The 19,236-nt window shown below is 45.6% G+C and carries 25 protein-coding genes; 18 read left to right on the top strand and 7 right to left on the bottom strand.

Annotated features, from left to right (window positions below; all coding sequences use genetic code 11):
* Window positions 1-432 precede the first annotated feature (432 nt).
* Window positions 433-654 (bottom strand): regulatory protein SipA, encoded by a 222-nt coding sequence (sipA, locus tag JGK14_RS14500; protein WP_293176014.1) that lies wholly within the window; start codon window positions 652-654, stop codon window positions 433-435.
* A 148-nt stretch (window positions 655-802) separates the two neighbouring features.
* Here sipA and rbfA point away from each other — a divergent pair, with 148 nt between their 5' ends.
* The 3 genes from rbfA (at window position 803) to JGK14_RS14485 (ending at window position 3,601) form a co-directional block, all read left to right on the top strand.
* On the top strand, window positions 803-1,255 hold the full coding sequence (gene rbfA / locus JGK14_RS14495) for a 30S ribosome-binding factor RbfA (protein ID WP_293189574.1): 453 nt from the start codon (window positions 803-805) through the stop codon (window positions 1,253-1,255).
* Between the two features lie 112 nt (window positions 1,256-1,367).
* The gene (locus tag JGK14_RS14490) at window positions 1,368-3,014 is read left to right on the top strand and encodes a glycoside hydrolase family 3 protein (protein WP_293323745.1); all 1,647 of its coding nucleotides are present in this window, start codon (window positions 1,368-1,370) and stop codon (window positions 3,012-3,014) included.
* A 356-nt stretch (window positions 3,015-3,370) separates the two neighbouring features.
* The gene (locus JGK14_RS14485; RefSeq protein ID WP_293150704.1) at window positions 3,371-3,601 is read left to right on the top strand and encodes a DUF4327 family protein; all 231 of its coding nucleotides are present in this window, start codon (window positions 3,371-3,373) and stop codon (window positions 3,599-3,601) included.
* Window positions 3,602-3,687: 86 nt separating this feature from the next.
* Here the strand turns inward: JGK14_RS14485 and JGK14_RS14480 are convergent, their stop codons facing one another.
* From JGK14_RS14480 to JGK14_RS14470, 3 genes are all read right to left on the bottom strand, one after another.
* A complete protein-coding gene (locus JGK14_RS14480; RefSeq protein ID WP_293176008.1) occupies window positions 3,688-4,098 on the bottom strand; it encodes a hypothetical protein in 411 nt (136 codons plus the stop codon).
* A 442-nt stretch (window positions 4,099-4,540) separates the two neighbouring features.
* Window positions 4,541-5,674: an ABC transporter ATP-binding protein gene (locus JGK14_RS14475; RefSeq protein WP_293176006.1), complete on the bottom strand. Its 1,134-nt coding sequence runs from the start codon at window positions 5,672-5,674 to the stop codon at window positions 4,541-4,543.
* 141 nt (window positions 5,675-5,815) lie between these two features.
* On the bottom strand, window positions 5,816-6,391 hold the full coding sequence (locus JGK14_RS14470) for an HD domain-containing protein (protein ID WP_293189575.1): 576 nt from the start codon (window positions 6,389-6,391) through the stop codon (window positions 5,816-5,818).
* A 77-nt stretch (window positions 6,392-6,468) separates the two neighbouring features.
* Between JGK14_RS14470 and JGK14_RS14465 the strand changes: the two genes are divergently transcribed.
* The 4 genes from JGK14_RS14465 to JGK14_RS14450 all read left to right on the top strand — a co-directional run bounded on the left by JGK14_RS14465 (window position 6,469) and on the right by JGK14_RS14450 (window position 10,734).
* Window positions 6,469-7,092, top strand: a complete 624-nt coding sequence (locus tag JGK14_RS14465) for a Uma2 family endonuclease (RefSeq protein ID WP_293189576.1) — start codon at window positions 6,469-6,471, stop codon at window positions 7,090-7,092.
* 204 nt (window positions 7,093-7,296) lie between these two features.
* Complete coding sequence (locus tag JGK14_RS14460) at window positions 7,297-8,817, top strand: thymidylate synthase (RefSeq protein ID WP_293210304.1); 1,521 nt, start codon at window positions 7,297-7,299, stop codon at window positions 8,815-8,817.
* A gap of 38 nt (window positions 8,818-8,855) precedes the next feature.
* Window positions 8,856-9,725 (top strand): hypothetical protein, encoded by an 870-nt coding sequence (locus JGK14_RS14455; protein ID WP_293175998.1) that lies wholly within the window; start codon window positions 8,856-8,858, stop codon window positions 9,723-9,725.
* Between the two features lie 457 nt (window positions 9,726-10,182).
* Window positions 10,183-10,734: a deoxycytidylate deaminase gene (locus JGK14_RS14450; protein ID WP_293176028.1), complete on the top strand. Its 552-nt coding sequence runs from the start codon at window positions 10,183-10,185 to the stop codon at window positions 10,732-10,734.
* Window positions 10,735-10,856: 122 nt separating this feature from the next.
* On the opposite strand, the gene JGK14_RS14445 is transcribed toward JGK14_RS14450, so the two are convergent.
* The 3 genes from JGK14_RS14445 to JGK14_RS14435 form a co-directional block, all read right to left on the bottom strand.
* Entirely contained in the window at window positions 10,857-11,360 is a 504-nt protein-coding gene (locus tag JGK14_RS14445; RefSeq protein ID WP_293175996.1) for a salt stress protein, Slr1339 family, read from the bottom strand.
* 75 nt (window positions 11,361-11,435) lie between these two features.
* Window positions 11,436-12,041: a vWA domain-containing protein gene (locus JGK14_RS14440; protein ID WP_293133918.1), complete on the bottom strand. Its 606-nt coding sequence runs from the start codon at window positions 12,039-12,041 to the stop codon at window positions 11,436-11,438.
* A gap of 123 nt (window positions 12,042-12,164) precedes the next feature.
* On the bottom strand, window positions 12,165-12,641 hold the full coding sequence (locus JGK14_RS14435) for an NAD(P)H-quinone oxidoreductase subunit N (RefSeq protein WP_293133916.1): 477 nt from the start codon (window positions 12,639-12,641) through the stop codon (window positions 12,165-12,167).
* 432 nt (window positions 12,642-13,073) lie between these two features.
* Between JGK14_RS14435 and rplC the strand changes: the two genes are divergently transcribed.
* The 11 genes from rplC (at window position 13,074) to rplN (ending at window position 19,236) form a co-directional block, all read left to right on the top strand.
* On the top strand, window positions 13,074-13,709 hold the full coding sequence (gene rplC / locus JGK14_RS14430) for a 50S ribosomal protein L3 (RefSeq protein ID WP_293133914.1): 636 nt from the start codon (window positions 13,074-13,076) through the stop codon (window positions 13,707-13,709).
* A gap of 137 nt (window positions 13,710-13,846) precedes the next feature.
* On the top strand, window positions 13,847-14,479 hold the full coding sequence (gene rplD, locus JGK14_RS14425; RefSeq protein ID WP_293175994.1) for a 50S ribosomal protein L4: 633 nt from the start codon (window positions 13,847-13,849) through the stop codon (window positions 14,477-14,479).
* Window positions 14,472-14,780, top strand: a complete 309-nt coding sequence (locus JGK14_RS14420; protein ID WP_293133910.1) for a 50S ribosomal protein L23 — start codon at window positions 14,472-14,474, stop codon at window positions 14,778-14,780. Before rplD ends, JGK14_RS14420 begins: the two co-directional genes overlap by 8 nt.
* 155 nt (window positions 14,781-14,935) lie before the next feature.
* Window positions 14,936-15,799 carry a 50S ribosomal protein L2 gene (gene rplB, locus JGK14_RS14415; protein WP_293175992.1) on the top strand — a complete coding sequence of 288 codons (864 nt, stop codon included), beginning with the start codon at window positions 14,936-14,938 and terminating at the stop codon, window positions 15,797-15,799.
* A gap of 131 nt (window positions 15,800-15,930) precedes the next feature.
* Entirely contained in the window at window positions 15,931-16,212 is a 282-nt protein-coding gene (rpsS, locus tag JGK14_RS14410) for a 30S ribosomal protein S19 (protein ID WP_041623488.1), read from the top strand.
* A 97-nt stretch (window positions 16,213-16,309) separates the two neighbouring features.
* Window positions 16,310-16,669 carry a 50S ribosomal protein L22 gene (gene rplV, locus JGK14_RS14405; protein ID WP_193973606.1) on the top strand — a complete coding sequence of 120 codons (360 nt, stop codon included), beginning with the start codon at window positions 16,310-16,312 and terminating at the stop codon, window positions 16,667-16,669.
* Window positions 16,670-16,784: 115 nt separating this feature from the next.
* Window positions 16,785-17,513 (top strand): 30S ribosomal protein S3, encoded by a 729-nt coding sequence (gene rpsC / locus JGK14_RS14400; protein ID WP_293133893.1) that lies wholly within the window; start codon window positions 16,785-16,787, stop codon window positions 17,511-17,513.
* A gap of 105 nt (window positions 17,514-17,618) precedes the next feature.
* Complete coding sequence (gene rplP / locus JGK14_RS14395) at window positions 17,619-18,038, top strand: 50S ribosomal protein L16 (RefSeq protein ID WP_293175990.1); 420 nt, start codon at window positions 17,619-17,621, stop codon at window positions 18,036-18,038.
* Window positions 18,039-18,174: 136 nt separating this feature from the next.
* Window positions 18,175-18,417 carry a 50S ribosomal protein L29 gene (gene rpmC, locus JGK14_RS14390; RefSeq protein WP_293133890.1) on the top strand — a complete coding sequence of 81 codons (243 nt, stop codon included), beginning with the start codon at window positions 18,175-18,177 and terminating at the stop codon, window positions 18,415-18,417.
* 71 nt (window positions 18,418-18,488) lie between these two features.
* Entirely contained in the window at window positions 18,489-18,737 is a 249-nt protein-coding gene (gene rpsQ / locus JGK14_RS14385) for a 30S ribosomal protein S17 (RefSeq protein WP_293175988.1), read from the top strand.
* Window positions 18,738-18,867: 130 nt separating this feature from the next.
* Window positions 18,868-19,236: a 50S ribosomal protein L14 gene (gene rplN, locus JGK14_RS14380; RefSeq protein ID WP_193973611.1), complete on the top strand. Its 369-nt coding sequence runs from the start codon at window positions 18,868-18,870 to the stop codon at window positions 19,234-19,236.

The raw sequence follows: 19,236 nt of genomic DNA, 5'->3' as shown, positions 1-19,236 counted from the left end.
AAAAAGCCTCAAATGATTGCAGAGCAATTATTTGAGGTTTTGAGAATTCTGAATTCTTTTGAAATTAAATCCGATCGAATATCTGCGGAATGTGGGTTGTAGAGGAAGTTTTGGGAGAATTTTCGGTTGATTCTTTGGGTTTTGAGACCAAGTTAGCTTCTTGAATAGTTGACAGTTGACAGTTGACAGTTGACAGTTGAGAGGGGAGCATCTCAGTTTTGCTATAGTGCGAGCGTCCCCGCTCGCGTGCTTGTACACACGCGAGCGGGGACGCTCGCACTGTAAGAAAAAATGCTTCTTGCAAAACTGAGATGCTCCCGTTGAGAGAAGGAAGAGGGAGAATTTCCCAATTACCAATTCCCAATTACCAATGACAACTATTCAACAAGCCAACCGCCAACTGCTTTCCTGTCAACTGCCAACTGCCAACAGTCAACTGATAGCAGCTTCAATGTACTGACTGTCTAAGAGAAAAGCACCTTTTTCAAATCGAATGCCCCAATAATTGCCGGGACGCCGATCGATCACAACACCCTGGGCCCCGATCGCAATTACATTCGCAGGCCGCAGCATCGGCATCGGTTCGGCAGTTTTCACGAAAGGTGGCATCGCCACAACTCGGACTTTTTGACCAATGGTAAATTCTTTATCCATAGTTTTTATGTTTTTATTGGCGATCGGGACACGGCTAGGTTAGCCAAAATTCATTGTGGCGTACTTTTGGCAGAACTCCCGCCTACGGCTTTGTGTCAAACTAAGAATTGATAGAAAATGGCTGATATAAAAGTAGGGGATAATTGGTATGGCTACAAGTCGTCGCATAGAGCGCGTAGCTTCAATGATTAAGCGGGAAGTCAGCCTGATGTTGATCAACGGCATTAAGGACGATCGAGTCGGTGCAGGTATGGTTAGCGTTACCGATGTCATTGTTTCGGGAGACCTTCAGCATACAAAAATCTTTGTCAGCATTTACGGTACTGATGAGGCCAAGGCCGAGACTATGGAAGGTTTGAAATCGGCAACTAGCTATGTCCGCAACCAGTTAGGCCAGCGGGTACAACTGCGTCGGACGCCGGAAGTGATATTTCTCGAAGACCGTTCCCTGGAACGGGGTGATAAAATGGTGATACTGCTGAATCAGCTTTCTGCCGATCGCAAACCAGGTATGTTTGACAACGAAGAATTGACGGATGATGGCGAAAAATTGGCAAATGATGATGATGATGATGATGATTTAGAAGAAGACGAGGATTAATCTCAAGTCCGGTGGCATTGGAATTATGTAATGCGAGTGTCCAAATCTATGATTCCAATGCCCAATTCCCAATTCCCAATTCCCAATTCCCAATTCCCAAATCTAAAATCGAATGATTGACAATCTTTCCTTACCCGAACTTGTAGCCCAGATGTTCGTGGTGCGCGCTTCAGGCTACTTGTTTGACCACCAAATTCGCTATCGAGCCTGGGAACCAACGGCCGACAAACTCCGCTATTATCTGGAAAATTTGGGCGTGGGTGGGGTGATTTTGGTGGGGGGAAGTGCTGCGGAATTGGCTGTTCGATCGCACCAATTGCAGTCTTGGGCAAAATTTCCGCTGCTGCTGGCTGCTGATATTGAGGAAGGTGTCGGCCAGCGGTTCGCCGGAGCGACTTGGTTTGGGCCGCCGATGGCTATTGCTGAAATTGCGCGGCACGATGCAGGTAAAGCCGATCGCTATGCGGAACAAATGGGGGCTGTGACTGCGATCGAAGCTAGGGCGATCGGTCTCAATTGGATTCTCGCACCGGTGGTGGATGTTAACAACAATCCCGACAATCCTGTGATTAACGTCCGCGCTTTTGGCGAGACATCGGAAATTGTCGGAAAATTGGCAAGTGCTTTTATTCGCGGTGCAGGTGAACACCCGATTTTAACTACGGCTAAGCATTTTCCCGGCCACGGAGATACGGCGGTTGATTCTCACTTGGAATTGCCGGTTTTGTCGCATTCGCCCGATCGATTGGCTGAGATCGAGTTGCCTCCTTTTGTAGGGGCGATCGCCGCCGGGGTCGATGCTGTGATGAGTGCTCACTTGCTGATTCCGGCTTGGGATGACCAGTTTCCGGCTACTCTTTCTCGCAAAATTTTGATCGGGAAGCTGCGGGAAGAGTTGGGATTTGAGGGTTTGATCGTAACGGATGCTTTGGTGATGGGCGCGATCGCCAATAAGTACGGCGCTAATGAAGCTGCTGTTTTGGCCGCTGAGGCTGGTGCTGATGTTTTGCTGATGCCGCTTGACCCAGAAGGGGCGATTCTGGCTGTCTGCGAAGCTGTCACTCAAGGGCGACTCGACATAGCACAAATCAAGGAATCTGTCAATCGAATCTGGAAGGCGAAAATTAAAGTGGGTTTGTCGATCGACCAAACAGCGACAAATCCCAAATTCGACCCCCCTCAACCGCCTCTGAGCAAGGGTGGGAGTTCCAGCGACTTAATTTTGCTGGCAACAGCAGAGGCAAGGGCGACGGCTGCCGATATTTTGCGAGATTCTTTAAAATTTGGTGGCGCTTTGCCTTTAGTGGCTAAAAAACCCTCGGAAAAGCAAATTTTGCGGAATTTGATTGTGGTAGATGATGTTTTGGGTTGCGAGTTTTTGGGAAAACACACTCCGGCGATCGCTATTCCCGAACAGTTTGGTTACGAATTGCAACTAATTGACGATCGGACAGGCGATTTGAGTCATAATTCAAGCGCAGAGCATTTTTCTCCGACACTGCTGCAAATTTTCATTCGCGGCAATTGCTTCCGAGGTAGTGCCGGATTGACCCAAGCGGCTCAAGATTGGTTTAAGAATTTATTAAAGACGGGAGAACTGCAAGCTGTGGTAGTTTACGGAAGTCCCTACGTTTTAGAACAATTTTTGCCGCACTTGCCTCCGACTATTCCTTATATATTTTGTTTCGGACAAATGCCCGCAGCGCAATCTCTCACTCTAGAGTTGCTGTTCGGCATTAACAAAACGGGGAATGCTTGATCTGCCAGACTGCTGAGTCTTTCCTTGGCTTCATCAGCACTTAAATCGATCCACCCGGTTTCTGTCAAAAATTTTGCTTTTGCGGCGCAGCATCCAGAAACCGGGAATCTGTCGCAACTTTCTAAGTCCTGAATGAAGCTTTGCCGTATATTCGCGTGTTAGCCTGGAATATCTGCCACGTCTCAAAATCCCCAAGCAGATCCCATTGCTCGCTCATCATCTCTATAAGTTTTTCAAATTAATCTGCAAACAGTATCTCAGTATACAGAAAAAAAATTAACTTCCATAATCCTAAGTTTGGATTATATTATTAACAGGGCCATAATTTTTTAGTAGTAAAACCTTGAGGGCGCATTATGATTCAGTCAACTATCAGAATCCAATACTCTTTAGATGTTATCCAAGACGAAGCACGCCACCTCGTCCATGAAGGCGTACTCAGCAGGCAACAGCCTATTTACACACTGTGTCAGTTCATTCCGCCCCGAGAATGGGCTTGCGTAGAAGGAGAATTGGAAAAATGCGATTTCTTGTTGCGCGATCGCATCGCCGACTTAATCGGTACTGAAAACTGGGACAACGACTAAATTGTGGTTCTGTTTAATAAGTTTGCAAGTGGGTTTGCAAGTGGGTTTCCAACTAAATTCGGGCTGTGTTAAAGATGCTTGATCCTTTAATCAGGGTAATTTTCAGCGCGCAAATTTTCCAACTCTATTCTGAGCGCTGCCATCTGTGCAGTTAATTCTTGAATCTCTAGTTTTACATCAGGCTGTACAACCAACTCGGGAGGAGTGTCAGTTGCTGTATCCGATTGCTGATGCGATCCGGATTCCTCGCTGCGTGCATTCTCCCGATCGCCTGGTTGAGAGAAAATAGTATCGACAAAATTACGGGCTTCTCGATCGGTCATTTCTCCTTTTTCAACCAACTCCGAAGCTAGTGGACTTAAATCCGACTGACGAAGTTTGTCCAGATTTTCTTCTCGCTTCTGGGGATCTTGCAGTGTCTCAAGTAAAAAGGAAGTTGCACCTAAAGTTAGGTGAAATCCAGTTTGCAGCATTTGAGGCAGGTTATCGGGATTCATCTAAGAAATGCCGCTAGAAAGTTTTTCGGAGTTTTTGGTTCGCCAGTTAATCCCTATGCGGCGGGATTGCCGCTTTTCGAGCGCAGATGCGAAGTTTTTGGTCGCGATGCCCGTTCACAAAAGTACGCCTTTAGAGGGATGATTTTTTTTCGCAATACAATCATTCTATCATTACTGCGTAAATTCCGAAACGTCAAGTGTAAAGTTTTGTGAAGAAGACTGAGACCTAGCCTGTGGATGGAACAGTCGAGCGATTTGAGATTTGAGATTTGAGATTTGAGATGGAACAGGAGTTACCGACTGCGATCGCAGAAAGCCGGGGCTAGAAACCCAGTTTCTGAGAAAAATTTGCAACGAGAAACGAGAAATATTCGTAGAAACCGGGTTTCTGAGGTTGCAAGTGCATAAATCAAATCTATTTGACCTTTGAGATTTAATGCGGTTAGGGATACAGCGCCTCGCCGGTGGATGGGTCAAAAATAAATAGTCGATCGAAGTCAAGCTGTACCGTCAGCCGATCGCCCGGACGCAAGCGAACACCCGCCGGTACTTGTAACTGTACAGTAGTTTCAGCACCCAACGCAGGTAAACTCGCCCGGATTAAAATTTCTCGCCCCAGAGGTTCAACTACTTTTACCTCTACATCGAGAGGGACTTTTTCTAAAGCCCAAATATCCCTATTGAAATCATCCTCTTCTGCTGTTTGTGGCGTAAAGATTTCTATATTTTCTGGACGAATTCCCAAATCAAATGCTTGTCCTTCTTTCGCCTGCAATCTTTTATGAATCGAGGGCGGACAGGCTAAAGATTGACTTCCTACCTGAAAAGATTCGTTTGCATAAATTGCAGGTAAAATGTTCATAGCAGGATTGCCTAAAAATGTGGCAACCATCCGATTAGCTGGTTTAGCGTAAATGCTTTGCGGGTCTCCGATTTGCTGAATTTTGCCTCCATTTAAAACTACAATTTTATCAGCTAAAGTCATCGCTTCTACTTGGTCGTGGGTGACATAAACTGTGGTAATTCCCAGCCTTTGATGGAGTTGTTTGAGTTCGGCCCTAGTGTCGTCTCGCAGTTGGGCGTCGAGGTTAGAAAGCGGTTCGTCTAAAAGGAATACTTTGGGCTCGCGGGCGATCGCCCTTCCGAGTGCTACCCGCTGCTGCTGTCCGCCTGATAGCTGTTTCGGCTTGCGGTTGAGGAGGTGATCGATCGACAGCGATCGGGCTACAATTTCGACTCTTTCTTTAATTTTTGCAGCATCAACATTCCGCATCCGCAATCCAAAAGCCAAATTTTCGGCGACAGTCATGTGCGGGTAAAGCGCGTAATTTTGAAATACCATTGCGACATCGCGCTGTCTCGCCGGAATGTTATTAACTAAATTATCTCCAATATAAAGATTGCCAGAAGTTGCAGTTTCCAAACCTGCAATTGTCCGCATAATTGTAGACTTTCCGCAGCCGGAAGGCCCGACTAATACCCAAAATTCTCCATCCGGGATTTTGAAACTGATGTTTTCAATCGCGGTGACATTTTGGTAGCGTCTAGTAATATTTTCTAAGCGAACGTTTGCCATTTGTTAGTAGTTATTGGTTACTGGTTATTAGTTATCTGCTAGACCTCTAGGGTGCGTCAGACGAAGTTATACAACGATTATCTAGGGTTCCAGATTTGACGCACCTACGATATGTGCCAGTTGGCATTAGTCCTATGGCTTTTACCTTTTATCTTCGGAAAGCTTGTTCAATTCTAAAACTGTGCGGGCTAATTCTTCAACGATTGGTGTAGATTCAGCTTGGCGTAATGCTTCTACTAAAGAATTGTAATACCAGAGAGTACCATCTTTTTTGCCTTTGAAGCGTTCCCAAACGCGATCGCCTAATTCACGGTAATCTTTCAGGATCGATCGCGCATTATAAAGTTTATCAGCCGCCGAGACCAATCTGACGGAGTGGGAAGCTTGAGAAATGCGATCGATATAAGCTTGTTTGCGATCGCGCCAAGGGGGTTTCGCCGTCGCATCGCTGTCGGTACAGCCGTCTACAATCGCTGTGACGATATCCCCAAAGTGGTTGCGGATGGCTTCGCGGGTGGTGGGGCCGCCTCGATCTTCGATCGCATCATGAAGCAAAGCTGCGATCGCCTCATCTTCCGAAGCCCCGTATTCCAAAGCTATACTAGCAGTACCCAATAAATGAGCGATATACGGAACACCAGAACCTTTGCGGACTTGAGTTGCGTGCAATTCGGCGGCATAGGTGAGGGCTTCAGAAAATCGGTTTGATAGTATCATAGAAGTTACCTTATTTAATCCAGTCATCAAAGGCTAATCTCCTGTAAACTTAAAATATTCAAAGAGAGGTTGCGATCGTGACAGCTACTATAATCATACCAAAAAATGCCGACAAAAAATCACAGCCAGAATCACCGCCCGAATTAGAAAATACACCACAAATTCAACCCAAATCTGATCCACAAACAATCATATCTCTCGAAGATTTTTTAGTCAAACCGCCTGATAGAATGGAATGGGTTGACGGCAACTTAGTAGAGAAAACAGGAATGACATTCAAACACAGTTTGGCTCAATCTAAACTATCTACATCCTGGAGAAATTACCAAAATTCCAGCGGACAGGGAGGAGAAGTTCTGACCGAAATACTTTGTCGCACTAACAAGCAGGGCCGCCGACCAGATATCGCTTACATTACTCCCGAACTGCTGCCACAATCAGGCAATTTTACAGCATTTTCCCAAAGTTTTCCCTTGATAGCAGAAGTTGCTTCTCCCGAAGATAGCGGCGAAGAATTATTTGCAAAAGCTCACGAATATTTGGAGTCGGGCTGTCAAGAAGTCTGGCTGCTTTTTCCTGAAGCTAGATTAATATTTGTGAATGCCGGGGAACGCTGGCTGTTGTTTAATGCAGATGAAGTTGTTAACACTCAAACTGTACTTGCAGGTTTTAGCGTAGCTGTCAACGAACTACTCATTTAAAAAACTTAAATTGTTTTGCTAAATATTCAGATTTTATTGAAATTAATGATTGCTTAATCTCTCTCTTCTCCTCCACTGCACCCTCTGCCCCCTCTACCATGCGGTTCATTCATAAAAATCTTGGTAAAATTTTAGCAAAAATGTCCTCAAAGTTTGTTAAGCTGTTCTAGCAGTTTTTTTTGACTTGTAGTCACCATCACAGTAATGAGTCAGCAGGCAACCCTATTCCAGTACAAACCACTACACAAGCCAAACCAACTGATTTGCGGAACTGGTCAAACCGCTGTAGTGACTGGATGGACTGTAAAGCAAGCGATCGCCAAACACCTTCACGCCCATGAGTTTGCTGTGATTGGACAGTTGTACAGTTCAACTCGTGGAATTAGCTTTCTGATTCGGAATCTTTTATTCAATCCCCATGTCCGCTTTTTAGTAATCATGAACGCTACAAAAGAAGACCTCAATGCTGGTGGATGTAAGTGCCTGCTGGACTTCTTCCGTAATGGGTTTACAGAAGGAACCAGTGATACCGGACGAAAATGTTGGGTGATTAATTCTCCTATTACTGGGTATATTGATATTGAAATTCCAGCTAGTGCTTTGGAACAATTACGACAATCGATAGAGGAACCTGTAGAAGCAAAATCCATTTCTGAAGCTGTAGCCTCTGTCAAGTCTTACTCACAACAGAACATACTTGAACCGTGGGGTAATTACTTAGAATTTCCTATCTCTGAAATCGTTCCTACTATTCAACCTGGACCGCGTTACGGTCATCGGATAGAAGGAACAACTATTGCAGAAACTTGGGTTAAAATTATTCATCGCATCAAAACAACAGGTACAATTCGACCGACTGGCTACGATGGCAAATGGCAAGAATTAATTGATTTAATAGCTGTGGTGAAAAATGAGCCACCAGGCTTTTATTTCCCCGAACCAAATTATCTGCCCATTGACCGTCCTTTTGTTCAAGAATACACTTCACAAATATTAGATGATTCAGTGAAACGAGAAGGTGTTAAATACACTTATGGGCAGCGTCTTCGTTCTTGGTTTAATGGACGCGACCAGATTGAACAAGTTATTAATAAATTAATAGGTGAGATTGACGCTGCTAGTGCAGTTATGTCGCTGTGGGATGTAGCCGATCACGATTCAGGTGGCAGTCCATGCCTTAACCATATCTGGCTAAGAGTTGTGGATAACGAACTGTCAATGACTGCTACTTTCCGCAGTAACGATATGTTTAGCGCCTGGCCTGCTAACGCTATAGGATTGCGAAAATTGCAAGAACACATTCGAGACGCGATCGCCGATCGATCGGAGTACGATCTAAAGATGGGTCCACTGATTACGATTAGTCAGAGTGCTCATATCTACGATGATACTTTCGATTCAGTTGACCGGATTATCAACCAGCACTATCAAAAAATAGTTGATGCAGAACGTAGACGTTATTTCGATCCAAGTTATTCTGATTGCGATTCAGTGGGAAACTTCATCATCAAATTGGAGGATAAAACAATAGTTGTTTCCCAAACAACTCCTGGTAGTGGTGAAATTACCAAGCATTATAGTGGCAGAGATCCTCTCAAGCTATTACGAGAAATTTGTGCTAATTCTCCGGCAATACAGCCTGAACATTCAGGTTACTTAGGGCTAGAAATCCAGAAGGCTTTTGGCTGCATTGCAACTGGCAAAAAATATATTCAGGATCAATAAATCTAAGCGTCGTAAAGTTAAAGCATAGGAAATAGTTTATGTCGGTTCTAAGCGAGTGGGATATTATCAATGAGCTAGGTAGAGGGATATTTATTTATCCTTTTAAAGGGAAAGAACATAGCATCAGAGGTTGCTGTTTACGCCTAACGGCAAGTGAATATGCTTATACATTTAACATAGATCAACAAACTCAACAGAAACAAACCTTGCTTTTAAAAGATCGACAGGATAATAAACTTATTAAAATTCCCAGCCGAAAAACAGCTATAATATGGACTAATGAGTCAGTATTTGTTAACAATTATTTATGTGGAGTAATTCATTCACAAGTAAAATTAGTGTCACAGGGAATAGGACATCTTGGAACAAGAGTTAATCCTAATTATGGAGGTGTGATGGCTATAGCTCTTCATAATTTATCAGACAACGATATACAGATTAAAGTAGGTGATACTATTGCATATTTAAGAATTCATAGGTTGAGTTCAAAATCTTCTTTTTCTTCGGCATATAGAGACGATCCTGGTAAGCTTCATGATGCTATTCCTGAAGACTATCCAACACCGCCGGAACTTAGAAGCTGGTTAAACGATTCACAAAATCTGTGGAGAAAAGGAGATAAAAATGATATTTTAAAAGCGTTAGAGCAATCGTCTGAATATAAAAAAGCCAAGGATGAGCTTAAACAGAAATCTATTCGCTACCGTTTAGTTTTTAAGTATTTGCCACAGTGGGAACCGATGGTTTGGGCTACGATTGTCGCGGCATTAGCAGCAATTGGGGGAGCAATTGGGACATGGGTAGCAGTTTTGAAACCTTCTTCACCACCTTCTTTTGATCCAAAACCAATCATCACACCAAAGACACAAATAGCACCCACCCCTAAAGCAACCTCTGTTCCAAAATAATACTGTTGAGAAAGCGTAAAAATCAATGAACAAAGTATATATATCTGGTGCTTTAACAGGAATTGAGAAACCAGCAGAAGTCAAGAGTTTCTATGAAGCCATTGGTCTGCTTTGCCAAGAAATAGGTTTTCAAGCGTATGTTCCACATATGTATACCGATCCCATCAATAACCCTGACATTAGTCCTAGCCAAGTATTTGAGAGAGACAAACATCAAGTTAGTACATCAGATTTAGTCATTGCTTACCTTGGCTCCTTCTCTTTTGGTGTGGGAATGGAGCTAGCTTATGCTGAAATGAATAATATTCCTATTGTGATTATTTATGAAAAAGATAAAGTTATATCAAGATTTCCACTGGGTATCCCTACAGTAATTGCTGAAGTTCAGTTTCAGACTTATGAAGATGCTTTGAACCAACTTAAAAACGTTTTGGAACAGAAAAAAATACAGCAGCTTATGAATAAAACCTATCAAAGACCAAATTGGGATGAATACTTTTTGATGTTGGCAAAATTGGCCGCAACGCGATCGACTTGTCTGGCATTTCCCGTCGGCGCGGTAATCGCTAAAAACAGGCAAGTTTTAGCTACGGGTTACAACGGTTCCCCCTCAGGTTCGGTACACTGCACGGCTCAAGGCTTCTGCTATCCGGGTTTGAGCAGTTGCGATGCTAGCAAAACTTTGCCGTCGCGGGCGGTTCACGCTGAAGCAAATGCGATCGCCACTGCTGCCAAACACGGCATATCTACGGCTGGAGCTAGCATTTATGTGACTTTAGAACCCTGCATTTATTGTTTGAAATTAATTATTTCCGCCGGCATTCGCGAAGTATTTTACGAAACTGTTTTTAACAGCGGAGAAAAGGCGGCCTTGAGAGATTCTTTTATAGCCGATGGTATTGTTGAATTCAAACAAATTAAGCTATCTGAAAGTACAGCAAAAAGATCGGCTTCATTTCTGCTGAATCCTACATCTGTTCCAAAAGACGATCGACCATTCGGTTCGTAGTCAGGACTTTAGTCCGCATTCAAGAAGGACTAAAGTCCTCACTACAAACCTTCTCTCTTGGGTTGGTAGTGAGGACTTCAGTCCGCATTAAAGAAGGACTAAAGTCCTCACTACAAACCTTTTCAATCAAACTCATTCACAGCTTGCAAATAGTCGATCGCCGCATCTATCCTCGAACTATACTTAAAAGCAAACTGATCGAACCAATATCTCTCATCGGAATTTTTATCCAAATTCTTCAGCCAAACCTGAGCTTGCCTAACTTTCTGCCTGTGCGTTTGTACGTCTAACTCTGACTGCACAATCTTTTCTGCTGGCTTCGGTGCTAGTGCCGTCACTTCCTGAGGTTTATTTTCTGCTTCGTGCAGAGGCTGAAGCGGTTGTTGTGCAGCCACTTCCTGAGCTTTATTTTGTGCTTCGTATTCAGCCTTGATTTCAGCTAAATCCTTGTCAAAAGTACCAGAATACTTGATATCTGCTGTTTTAAAAGTTTGATTTGACGGCACTGCTGCTGGTTGGGAAAGCGGTTGTGCTTCCACTGGCGGCTGACTTGGCGCGTCGCGATTTTTTTGAGATGCTTGATATTCTGCCCTAAGTTCAGCTAACAGGCGATCGATCGATTCCATGACTTAAAACCCCCTTAAAAAATCCTGCCCAGCAACCAGGCACAAATATAGTCCCGCAAACAACCCGCAGCCTCCTCAATCAGTTATTGCATTCAGCAATACTTCCGTCAGGGTCATTCCTTCGATATCATCCATCGTCACTGTATCAACGATATCGAATTTAGCTCCGGCGCTTTGCAGTTCGTCATCCAATATCTTGAGAAACTTAGTCGCTTCCGGGGCATTCCCTACTTGAATGAAGGAAATCGCCAGCTCTTCATCTCGATCGAGCTTCCGCGATGCCTCTATAATTGTTTTCATTACTTCCTTGCGATCGTCCGGTTCGCCGTCCGTCACCACTAATATGGTTTCGCCATTTGGCTTGGTCTTACCGGATGCTTTGCGCTGAAAATAATTGTTGAGAGAATCTAGCAGCACCGCAGCCAAATTTGTAGTCCCGGAAGGTTCGTTTTCTTGGAAGATTTGCACTACTTTAGCTGATGTTACATTTTCGTAGCGTTTGAAGCGACCAGAAAAAACGTAAACTGTGATGCCGTCTGGGTCAAGTTCTTCGCATTTATTCGCCAGTGCGACAGTCGATTCTTGCATCAGCGCCCAGCGACTTTTTCCTCCCATCTGGTCTTTGGTGTACATACTGCCGCTTTTGTCAATGATGATTGTATAATCGCGGTTCTGAAGCATAAGATTTTTCCTGTTAATTAAGAAGTTTTTCCCAAAAAGAGCAAAACCAGCGAGCATAAGCGGTTGAGCTTGATTTTGCTCGCTGCGTTTTTTTAGTTGATTTGCGATCGCAAATACCCGAATTTAAGCTGCAACTAAAGCGTTTTTAAGCGGCTTCCAGCTAAAAGCTCGATCGCCCCCCATCTCTACTGCTATTTTAACTCGCGGCTCTAGCGTCGGCAAAACAGTCAAATACTCAACTTCCTGACTCGACAAAACCTGCCCTTCAATAATCCAAAGCACCAGTCCTTTTGATTTTGGCGGCAAATTATCTAATTGAGTTTGCAACATCGGAGGTACATAGTAGGTGTAACCCACAGCCCCTTCATTACCAGTAGTTTTCTTGCCCAAATGCGGCGGCCGCACCCCGTGAACTCCGGTCAAATACATCGCCAAATCGCCCAAACCCCGCGCCGTAATCGTGTACGCACCGTAGCCGGCAGCCCGCAGCCGTCGCAGGTAACGGCCCTCAAATCCTCCCTCTAAAGGAACGTACAGGGCTAGCGACCCCGACTTTTCCAAATCCCGAATCATATCCGCACCAGTTGTAATCAGTCCCATAAATTTGTCTAGCCTGCTGTTTAAAATTTGGTCGATCGCCCATTGCGAGCTTAAAGTATTATAAATGCTAAAGCTGAGGCGAAAAGTTATCAAAAAAGGCCTTGACAAATAACAAACACTTCATGTAATATTGTTAACTGGCGCTGTGAAAGGATACTGAGTAGCTTGCTATTCAAGTCCTAGCCCAAATAAGCAAGACCGACATTAAACTCGGAGATCGAATAGGTAAAAAACCTAGAATCTCAACCCTTGCAAGACTTCCACAAGCTCGCTCCCAAATTTAAAACTCAAATTTTAAACACCGAGGAAAGCTGTTGGTTGATAACAGTTAATTGCAGGAACACTGAAATAGATGTTTCTGCACAAGAGCAAGCGGATTGACGTAAACTTCGCAATCCGAAACCTCTTGCGTAAATAAAAGGAAAAAAATCCGTGTCTGTAGGCATTCTTGGCACTAAACTAGGCATGACTCAAGTGTTTGACGCTGAAGGGAGAGCAATCCCCGTCACCGTCATACAAGCAGGGCCTTGTACAGTAACTCAAATCAAAACTAAACAAACTGATGGCTACACTGCCATTCAGATTGGATACGAAGAAGTAAAACCAAAGGCTCTCAACAAGCCAGAATTGGGACACCTTGCCAAGTCGGGGGCGAATCCATTGCGCCACTTGCACGAATACCGCTTGGAAGATACCAGTTCCTTTGAATTAGGCCAACAAGTAAAAGCAGACGCTTTTACACCGGGACAAATCGTAGATGTCATCGGTACCAGCATCGGTAAAGGTTTTGCAGGCTTTCAAAAGCGCCACAACTTCAAACGCGGCCCCATGTCTCACGGTTCTAAGAATCACCGCGAACCTGGATCGATCGGACCTGGAACCACTCCCGGACGCGTCTATCCCGGTAAAAGAATGGCAGGACGCATGGGCAACGTTCAAGTTACCGTCCGCAAACTGACAATTGTCCGGGTGGATGCAGAGCAGAATTTGTTGCTGATCAAGGGAGCAGTTCCCGGAAAAGCTGGCGCCTTAGTCAATGTTGTTCCTGAGAAAAAAGTTGGGTGGTAGTTATTGGTTATTGGTTATTTGTTATTGGTTATTGGTTATTAGCAACAACTAACAACTAACAATCAACAAATAACAACCAACAACTGACAACTAACAACTAACAACCAACAACTGACAAAGGAAAAAGGACAAAAGATATGGTTAACTGTGTAGTGCGAAATTGGCAAGGCGAAGAAGTTGGAGAAACAACTTTAGAGCTTCGCGTAGCCAAAGAAGAAAATGCGTCTCACATCGTTCACAGAGCCTTGAGACGGCAAATGGTCAACGCCCGTCAAGGGAATGCTTGCACCAAAACTCGATCGGAAGTTAGAGGCGGCGGCCGCAAACCCTGGCGTCAAAAAGGCACAGGTCGAGCCAGAGCAGGTTCGATCCGTTCTCCGTTGTGGCGGGGCGGCGGTGTCATCTTCGGACCGAAACCCAGAGACTTTGAAGTCAAAATGAACAAAAAAGAACGCCGTCTCGCTTTGCGGACAGCATTCTTTAGCCGTACCGAAGACATCATTGTGGTTGAAGAATTTGCAGAGCAATTTCCGAGACCGAAAAGCAAAGAATTGCTAAGTGCGATCGCCCGTTGGGGTATCGAAGCCCATAAAAAAGTTCTGTTAATCTTGCCAGAACCGCAACTCAACGTTTACCTGTCAGGACGCAACATCGAATTAGTCAACGTCATCTTGGCAACTTCTCTGAATGTTTACGACGTTCTCGCGGCTGACAAAATAATCGTCACCTCTACAGCCATAGCAAAAATTCAGGAGATTTACGGTGAGTAAAATCGACCCCCGCGACTACGCAGATTTGATCCAGCGTCCGATTCTCACCGAGAAAGCTACCCGAATGATGGAATTAAATCAATTCACATTTGACGTAGCGCCAAAAGCGACCAAGCCTCAAATCAAAGCTGCAATCGAAGAACTATTTAAGGTCAAAGTCATTGGCGTCAACACCCAAAACCCGCCGCGAAAAAAGCGCCGAGTAGGTAAATTCGTCGGCTTTAAACCTTGCTACAAGCGAGCAACAGTAACTCTGCTAGACGGAGACTCGATCCGCAAACTCCTATTCCCAGAAGTTTAGCCAATTTTGGATTTTAGATTTTAGATTTTAGATTCCAGTTAACTGATGCAAACTTCCCATCCAGGAAACTCGCAAGTTAACTTAATCCCAAATCTAAAATCCAAAACTGTCAAGTCCAAAATCCCAAGTCTAAAATCTAAAATCTAAAAGCGATTATGGGCATTCGTTCTTACCGACCTTATACCTCCAGCACCCGGGAACATACCGTCTCGGACTTCGCTGAGATTACCAAGTCAGAGCCTGAAAAGTCTCTAACTAGCAACAAGCACACCAAACAAGGCCGCAACAACCGAGGCGTCATTACCTGTCGCCACCGGGGAGGCGGTCACAAACGGCTTTATAGAACGATCGACTTCCGCCGCGACAAACACAGCATTCCTGCTACCGTCAAGGCGATCGAATATGACCCCAACCGCAACGCCCGCATCGCCCTTTTGTTCTACAAAGACGGCGAAAAACGGTACATCCTGCACCCGCTCAACTTAAACGTCGGTACAGTAATTGTCTCAGGCCCAGACGCGCCGATCGAAATTGGCAACGCCCTACCCCTGAAGAACATTCCCCTCGGTACCAGCGTCCACAACGTCGAGCTAGTACCAGGAAAAGGCGGACAAATCGTCCGTTCCGCAGGCTCCAGCGCTCAGCTAATGGCAAAAGAAGGTAGCTACGTCACCCTCAAACTGCCATCCGGCGAACAACGGAAAGTCCGCGCCGACTGCTACGCTACGATCGGTCAAGTTGGCAACACAGACGCCAGAAACATCAGCCTTGGTAAAGCAGGCCGTACCCGCTGGAAAGGTCGCAGACCAACCGTTCGCGGTAGTGTAATGAACCCGGTGGATCACCCGCACGGTGGTGGCGAAGGCAGAGCGCCCATCGGGCGTCCGGGGCCTATGACTCCTTGGGGCAAACCAGCATTGGGTGCCAAAACTCGAAGCAAAAACAAGCGCAGCGACGCTTTAATCGTCCGGCGCCGTCGCAAATCTTCCAAGCGTGGGAAGGGCGGCAGACAAAGTTAAGGAAGAAGGAAGAAGGAAGAAGGAAGAAGGAAGAAGGAAGAAGGAACAACGAAAAAGTTGTCCGTACTCTTTTATTCCTGCAACTTTCTTCCCTATTCAATTCCAACTACTAATTACTAATTACCAAAACCATGTCTCGATCGTTAAAAAAAGGCCCATTTGTCGCAGATCATCTGATGACAAAGATTGAAAAACTCAACGCCGCAGGCCAAAAACAAGTAATTAAAACTTGGTCGCGATCTTCCACAATCCTGCCTCAAATGGTAGGTCACACGATCGCAGTTCACAACGGCAGACAGCACGTCCCAGTCTACCTGACAGACCAAATGGTAGGTCACAAACTCGGAGAATTCTCCCCCACTCGCACCTTTAGAGGTCACGCGAAAAGTGGTGATAAAAAGGCGAAAAGATAGCCAAATTAGGTGACAGGTAATAGGTAATCGAAATTTTTTCATTCAATTACCAATTACCTTTTTCCCAATTGCCAATTACCTACTTACCCAAATCGAAATGGTTATAGATACCACATCCGAAATTAAGGCGATCGCCCGTTACATCCGGACATCGCCCTTCAAAGTGCGCCGAGTCCTCGACCAAATTCGCGGCAAAAGCTACCAAGAAGCGCTGATTTTACTCGAATTCATGCCCTACCGCGCCTGCGAACCAATCGTTAAAGTTTTGCGATCGGCAGTAGCCAACGCCGAACACAACGCAGGATTGGACAAAACCAAGCTCGTAGTCTCTCAAGCTTACGCAGACCAAGGCCCAGTCCTCAAACGCTTTAGACCCCGCGCTCAAGGTCGCGCCTACCAAATCCGCAAGCCAACTTGCCACATTACGGTAATAGTTGCTCCGCTTTTAGAAGACTAAACCACGGAAAAACGTAATAGGTAATAAACAGCTTAAAGTTGACCAAAAATCGGTAATCATCAATTACCAATTACCAGTTACCAATTACGAATTACCAATTAACTCATCAAATATTATGGGCCAAAAAATACATCCAATTGGTTTTCGTCTCGGCATTACCCAAGAGCACCGCTCTCGCTGGTTTGCTGACCCGAAAAACTATCCAGAACTCTTGCAAGAAGACTTCAAAATTCGCAAGTACGTCCGCAAAACCCTCAGTAATGCTGGTATTTCCTCGGTCAGAATTGAGCGCAAAGCCGATCAAATCGACCTAGAAGTCTTCACCGCCAGACCAGGCGTAGTCGTAGGCCGTGGCGGAGCAGGTATCGAAACTTTGCGCGTCGGTTTGCAGCAGCAACTCGGCAACAACCGCCAAATTCGCATCAACGTCGTTGAAGTTCAGCGCGTAGACGCCGATGCCACACTGATCGCAGAATATATCGCCCAGCAACTAGAACGGCGCGTATCCTTCCGCCGAGTAGTCCGCCAAGCAATCACCCGCGCTCAAAAAGTCGGCATTCAAGGCATCAAAATTCAAGTTAGCGGACGCCTCAACGGCGCAGAAATCGCCCGTACAGAATGGACGCGCGAAGGCCGAGTCCCCTTGCACACCCTGCGGGCCGACATCGACTATTCCTACTGCACCGCTCAAACCATCTACGGTATTCTCGGGATTAAAGTTTGGGTTTTCAAAGGCGAAATTATTCCCGGACAGGAACAAGAAGCCGCACCAAATGCAGCCGTGCCCCGCACCAAACAAAAGCGCCGCCGTCAGAACTTTGAAGATCGATCGAACGAAGGCTAACAGTCAATTGACAATTGACAGTTGACAGTTGACAGTTGACAGATCCCGGGCGAGTAAGTTCGTGCTGTCCGCTATACCGATTACCAATTACTGAATTCCCCAGTCATGTTAAGCCCTAAAAGAACAAAATTCCGCAAACAACAGCGCGGGCGAATGAGCGGTATTTCCACCCGCGGCAGCTCAGTTAGCTTTGGCGACTTTGCCCTCCAAGCCGTCGAACCAGCCTGGATCACTTCCCGCCAAATAGAAGCCGGACGGCGTGCCATGACCCGCTATATCCGCCGGGGTGGCAAAATCTGGATTCGCATTTTCCCCGACAAACCAGTCACCCAGCGCGCAGCAGAAACCCGGATGGGTTCTGGTAAAGGCGCACCGGAATTTTGGGTGGCCGTCGTCAAACCCGGTCGGATTATGTTTGAAATTGGTGGCGTCACTGAAGAAATTGCCCGCGAAGCAATGCGTTTGGCATCTTTCAAATTACCGATTAAAACCAAGTTCATCACCCGCGAAGAAAGCCCGTCATAGTGGCGATCGAAGGTAGAATTAGGTCTGCATTCGTCAGAAATTTAAAATCTGGCACGTACAACTTTTTTTCCCTTCGGTCTTCAGCATCAGAAAGAATTCTGTCTTCACTAGACCGCTAACGATAAAGCACACAACTATGTCTTTGACCAAGATTAAAGAAGCTAGAGAATTAAGCGATGCAGCAGTAGCAGAGCAAATTTTAGCCGTCAAGCGCCAACTAATGGACTTGCGGCTTCAGCAAGCTACCGGCCGCATGGAAAAGCCTCACCTGTTCAAGCACGCCAAACACCGGCTGGCTCAATTAATGACAGTTGAACGCGAACGCCAAATCGCTGCTGAGGCAGCTCTCAAGTCTGCTCCCACCGCAGTCAGCGAGTAGTTAGCAGCAGCCGAGCCGAGGTTCGCACAGTAGTTCAAAAAAACTCAATTGCACAACAACAATAGGTAGGTATGGCAGTTAAAGAACGAGTTGGCGTAGTAGTCAGCGACAAAATGAACAAAACCGTCGTGGTAGCGATCGAAAACCGCTCCTCCCACACCAAATACGGCAAAATCGTAGTCCGCACCAAGCGCTACAAAGCTCACGACGAAGAAAATAAGTGCAAATCGGGCGATCGTGTCCGCATCACTGAAACTCGCCCTCTGAGCAAAACCAAACGCTGGACGGTTGCTGAGATTTTCGGTGCAACAAAGGGTTAACAGTTAATTTCTAATTGCTCGCGTAGTGCGATCGGCTTTCTCGATCGATCGACCCTGTGATTAACCATCAATTAGCAGCAATTAGCACTTAGCAGTTAGCAAGCATCAAATTACCTTTTCCCCAATCACCATGATTCAACCCCAGACATACCTCAATGTCGCCGACAATAGCGGAGCCCGCAAGCTCATGTGCATCCGCGTATTGGGAGGCGGCAACCGTCGCTACGGCGGAGTCGGCGATGTCATCATTGCCGTCGTCAAAGACGCCATCCCCAATATGGCAGTCAAAAAATCCGATGTCGTCAGAGCCGTCATTGTCAGAACCCGCAAAGCCTTGCGTCGCGACAGCGGCATGAGCATTCGTTTTGACGACAATGCAGCCGTGATTATCAATCCCGAAGGCAACCCCAAAGGCACTCGCGTTTTCGGCCCAGTAGCCCGCGAACTGCGCGACAAAAACTTTACTAAAATCGTTTCCTTAGCCCCAGAGGTACTTTAA

The organism is Microcoleus sp. PH2017_28_MFU_U_A, from assembly GCF_020738035.1.
Lineage (GTDB): Bacteria > Cyanobacteriota > Cyanobacteriia > Cyanobacteriales > Microcoleaceae > Microcoleus.
Note: the sequence above shows the minus strand (reverse complement) of the source record. Positions and strands in the feature narration are given on the sequence as shown.

Excerpts from the sequence above, each read along its gene's own strand:
- JGK14_RS14450 (WP_293176028.1), top strand. The coding sequence starts at position 10,183 with ATGAATAAAACCTATCAAAGACCAAATTGGGATGAATACTTTTTGATG.
- JGK14_RS14490 (WP_293323745.1), top strand. The coding sequence starts at position 1,368 with ATGATTGACAATCTTTCCTTACCCGAACTTGTAGCCCAGATGTTCGTG.
- rpsS (WP_041623488.1), top strand. The coding sequence starts at position 15,931 with ATGTCTCGATCGTTAAAAAAAGGCCCATTTGTCGCAGATCATCTGATG.
- rbfA (WP_293189574.1), top strand. The coding sequence starts at position 803 with ATGGCTACAAGTCGTCGCATAGAGCGCGTAGCTTCAATGATTAAGCGG.
- JGK14_RS14470 (WP_293189575.1), bottom strand. The coding sequence starts at position 6,391 with ATGATACTATCAAACCGATTTTCTGAAGCCCTCACCTATGCCGCCGAA.
- sipA (WP_293176014.1), bottom strand. The coding sequence starts at position 654 with ATGGATAAAGAATTTACCATTGGTCAAAAAGTCCGAGTTGTGGCGATG.
- rplD (WP_293175994.1), top strand. The coding sequence starts at position 13,847 with ATGGTTAACTGTGTAGTGCGAAATTGGCAAGGCGAAGAAGTTGGAGAA.
- JGK14_RS14485 (WP_293150704.1), top strand. The coding sequence starts at position 3,371 with ATGATTCAGTCAACTATCAGAATCCAATACTCTTTAGATGTTATCCAA.
- rpmC (WP_293133890.1), top strand. The coding sequence starts at position 18,175 with ATGTCTTTGACCAAGATTAAAGAAGCTAGAGAATTAAGCGATGCAGCA.
- rplN (WP_193973611.1), top strand. The coding sequence starts at position 18,868 with ATGATTCAACCCCAGACATACCTCAATGTCGCCGACAATAGCGGAGCC.
- JGK14_RS14475 (WP_293176006.1), bottom strand. The coding sequence starts at position 5,674 with ATGGCAAACGTTCGCTTAGAAAATATTACTAGACGCTACCAAAATGTC.
- rpsC (WP_293133893.1), top strand. The coding sequence starts at position 16,785 with ATGGGCCAAAAAATACATCCAATTGGTTTTCGTCTCGGCATTACCCAA.
- JGK14_RS14435 (WP_293133916.1), bottom strand. The coding sequence starts at position 12,641 with ATGGGACTGATTACAACTGGTGCGGATATGATTCGGGATTTGGAAAAG.
- rpsQ (WP_293175988.1), top strand. The coding sequence starts at position 18,489 with ATGGCAGTTAAAGAACGAGTTGGCGTAGTAGTCAGCGACAAAATGAAC.
- JGK14_RS14455 (WP_293175998.1), top strand. The coding sequence starts at position 8,856 with ATGTCGGTTCTAAGCGAGTGGGATATTATCAATGAGCTAGGTAGAGGG.
- JGK14_RS14440 (WP_293133918.1), bottom strand. The coding sequence starts at position 12,041 with ATGCTTCAGAACCGCGATTATACAATCATCATTGACAAAAGCGGCAGT.
- JGK14_RS14460 (WP_293210304.1), top strand. The coding sequence starts at position 7,297 with ATGAGTCAGCAGGCAACCCTATTCCAGTACAAACCACTACACAAGCCA.
- rplP (WP_293175990.1), top strand. The coding sequence starts at position 17,619 with ATGTTAAGCCCTAAAAGAACAAAATTCCGCAAACAACAGCGCGGGCGA.
- JGK14_RS14445 (WP_293175996.1), bottom strand. The coding sequence starts at position 11,360 with ATGGAATCGATCGATCGCCTGTTAGCTGAACTTAGGGCAGAATATCAA.
- JGK14_RS14480 (WP_293176008.1), bottom strand. The coding sequence starts at position 4,098 with ATGAATCCCGATAACCTGCCTCAAATGCTGCAAACTGGATTTCACCTA.
- rplV (WP_193973606.1), top strand. The coding sequence starts at position 16,310 with ATGGTTATAGATACCACATCCGAAATTAAGGCGATCGCCCGTTACATC.
- rplB (WP_293175992.1), top strand. The coding sequence starts at position 14,936 with ATGGGCATTCGTTCTTACCGACCTTATACCTCCAGCACCCGGGAACAT.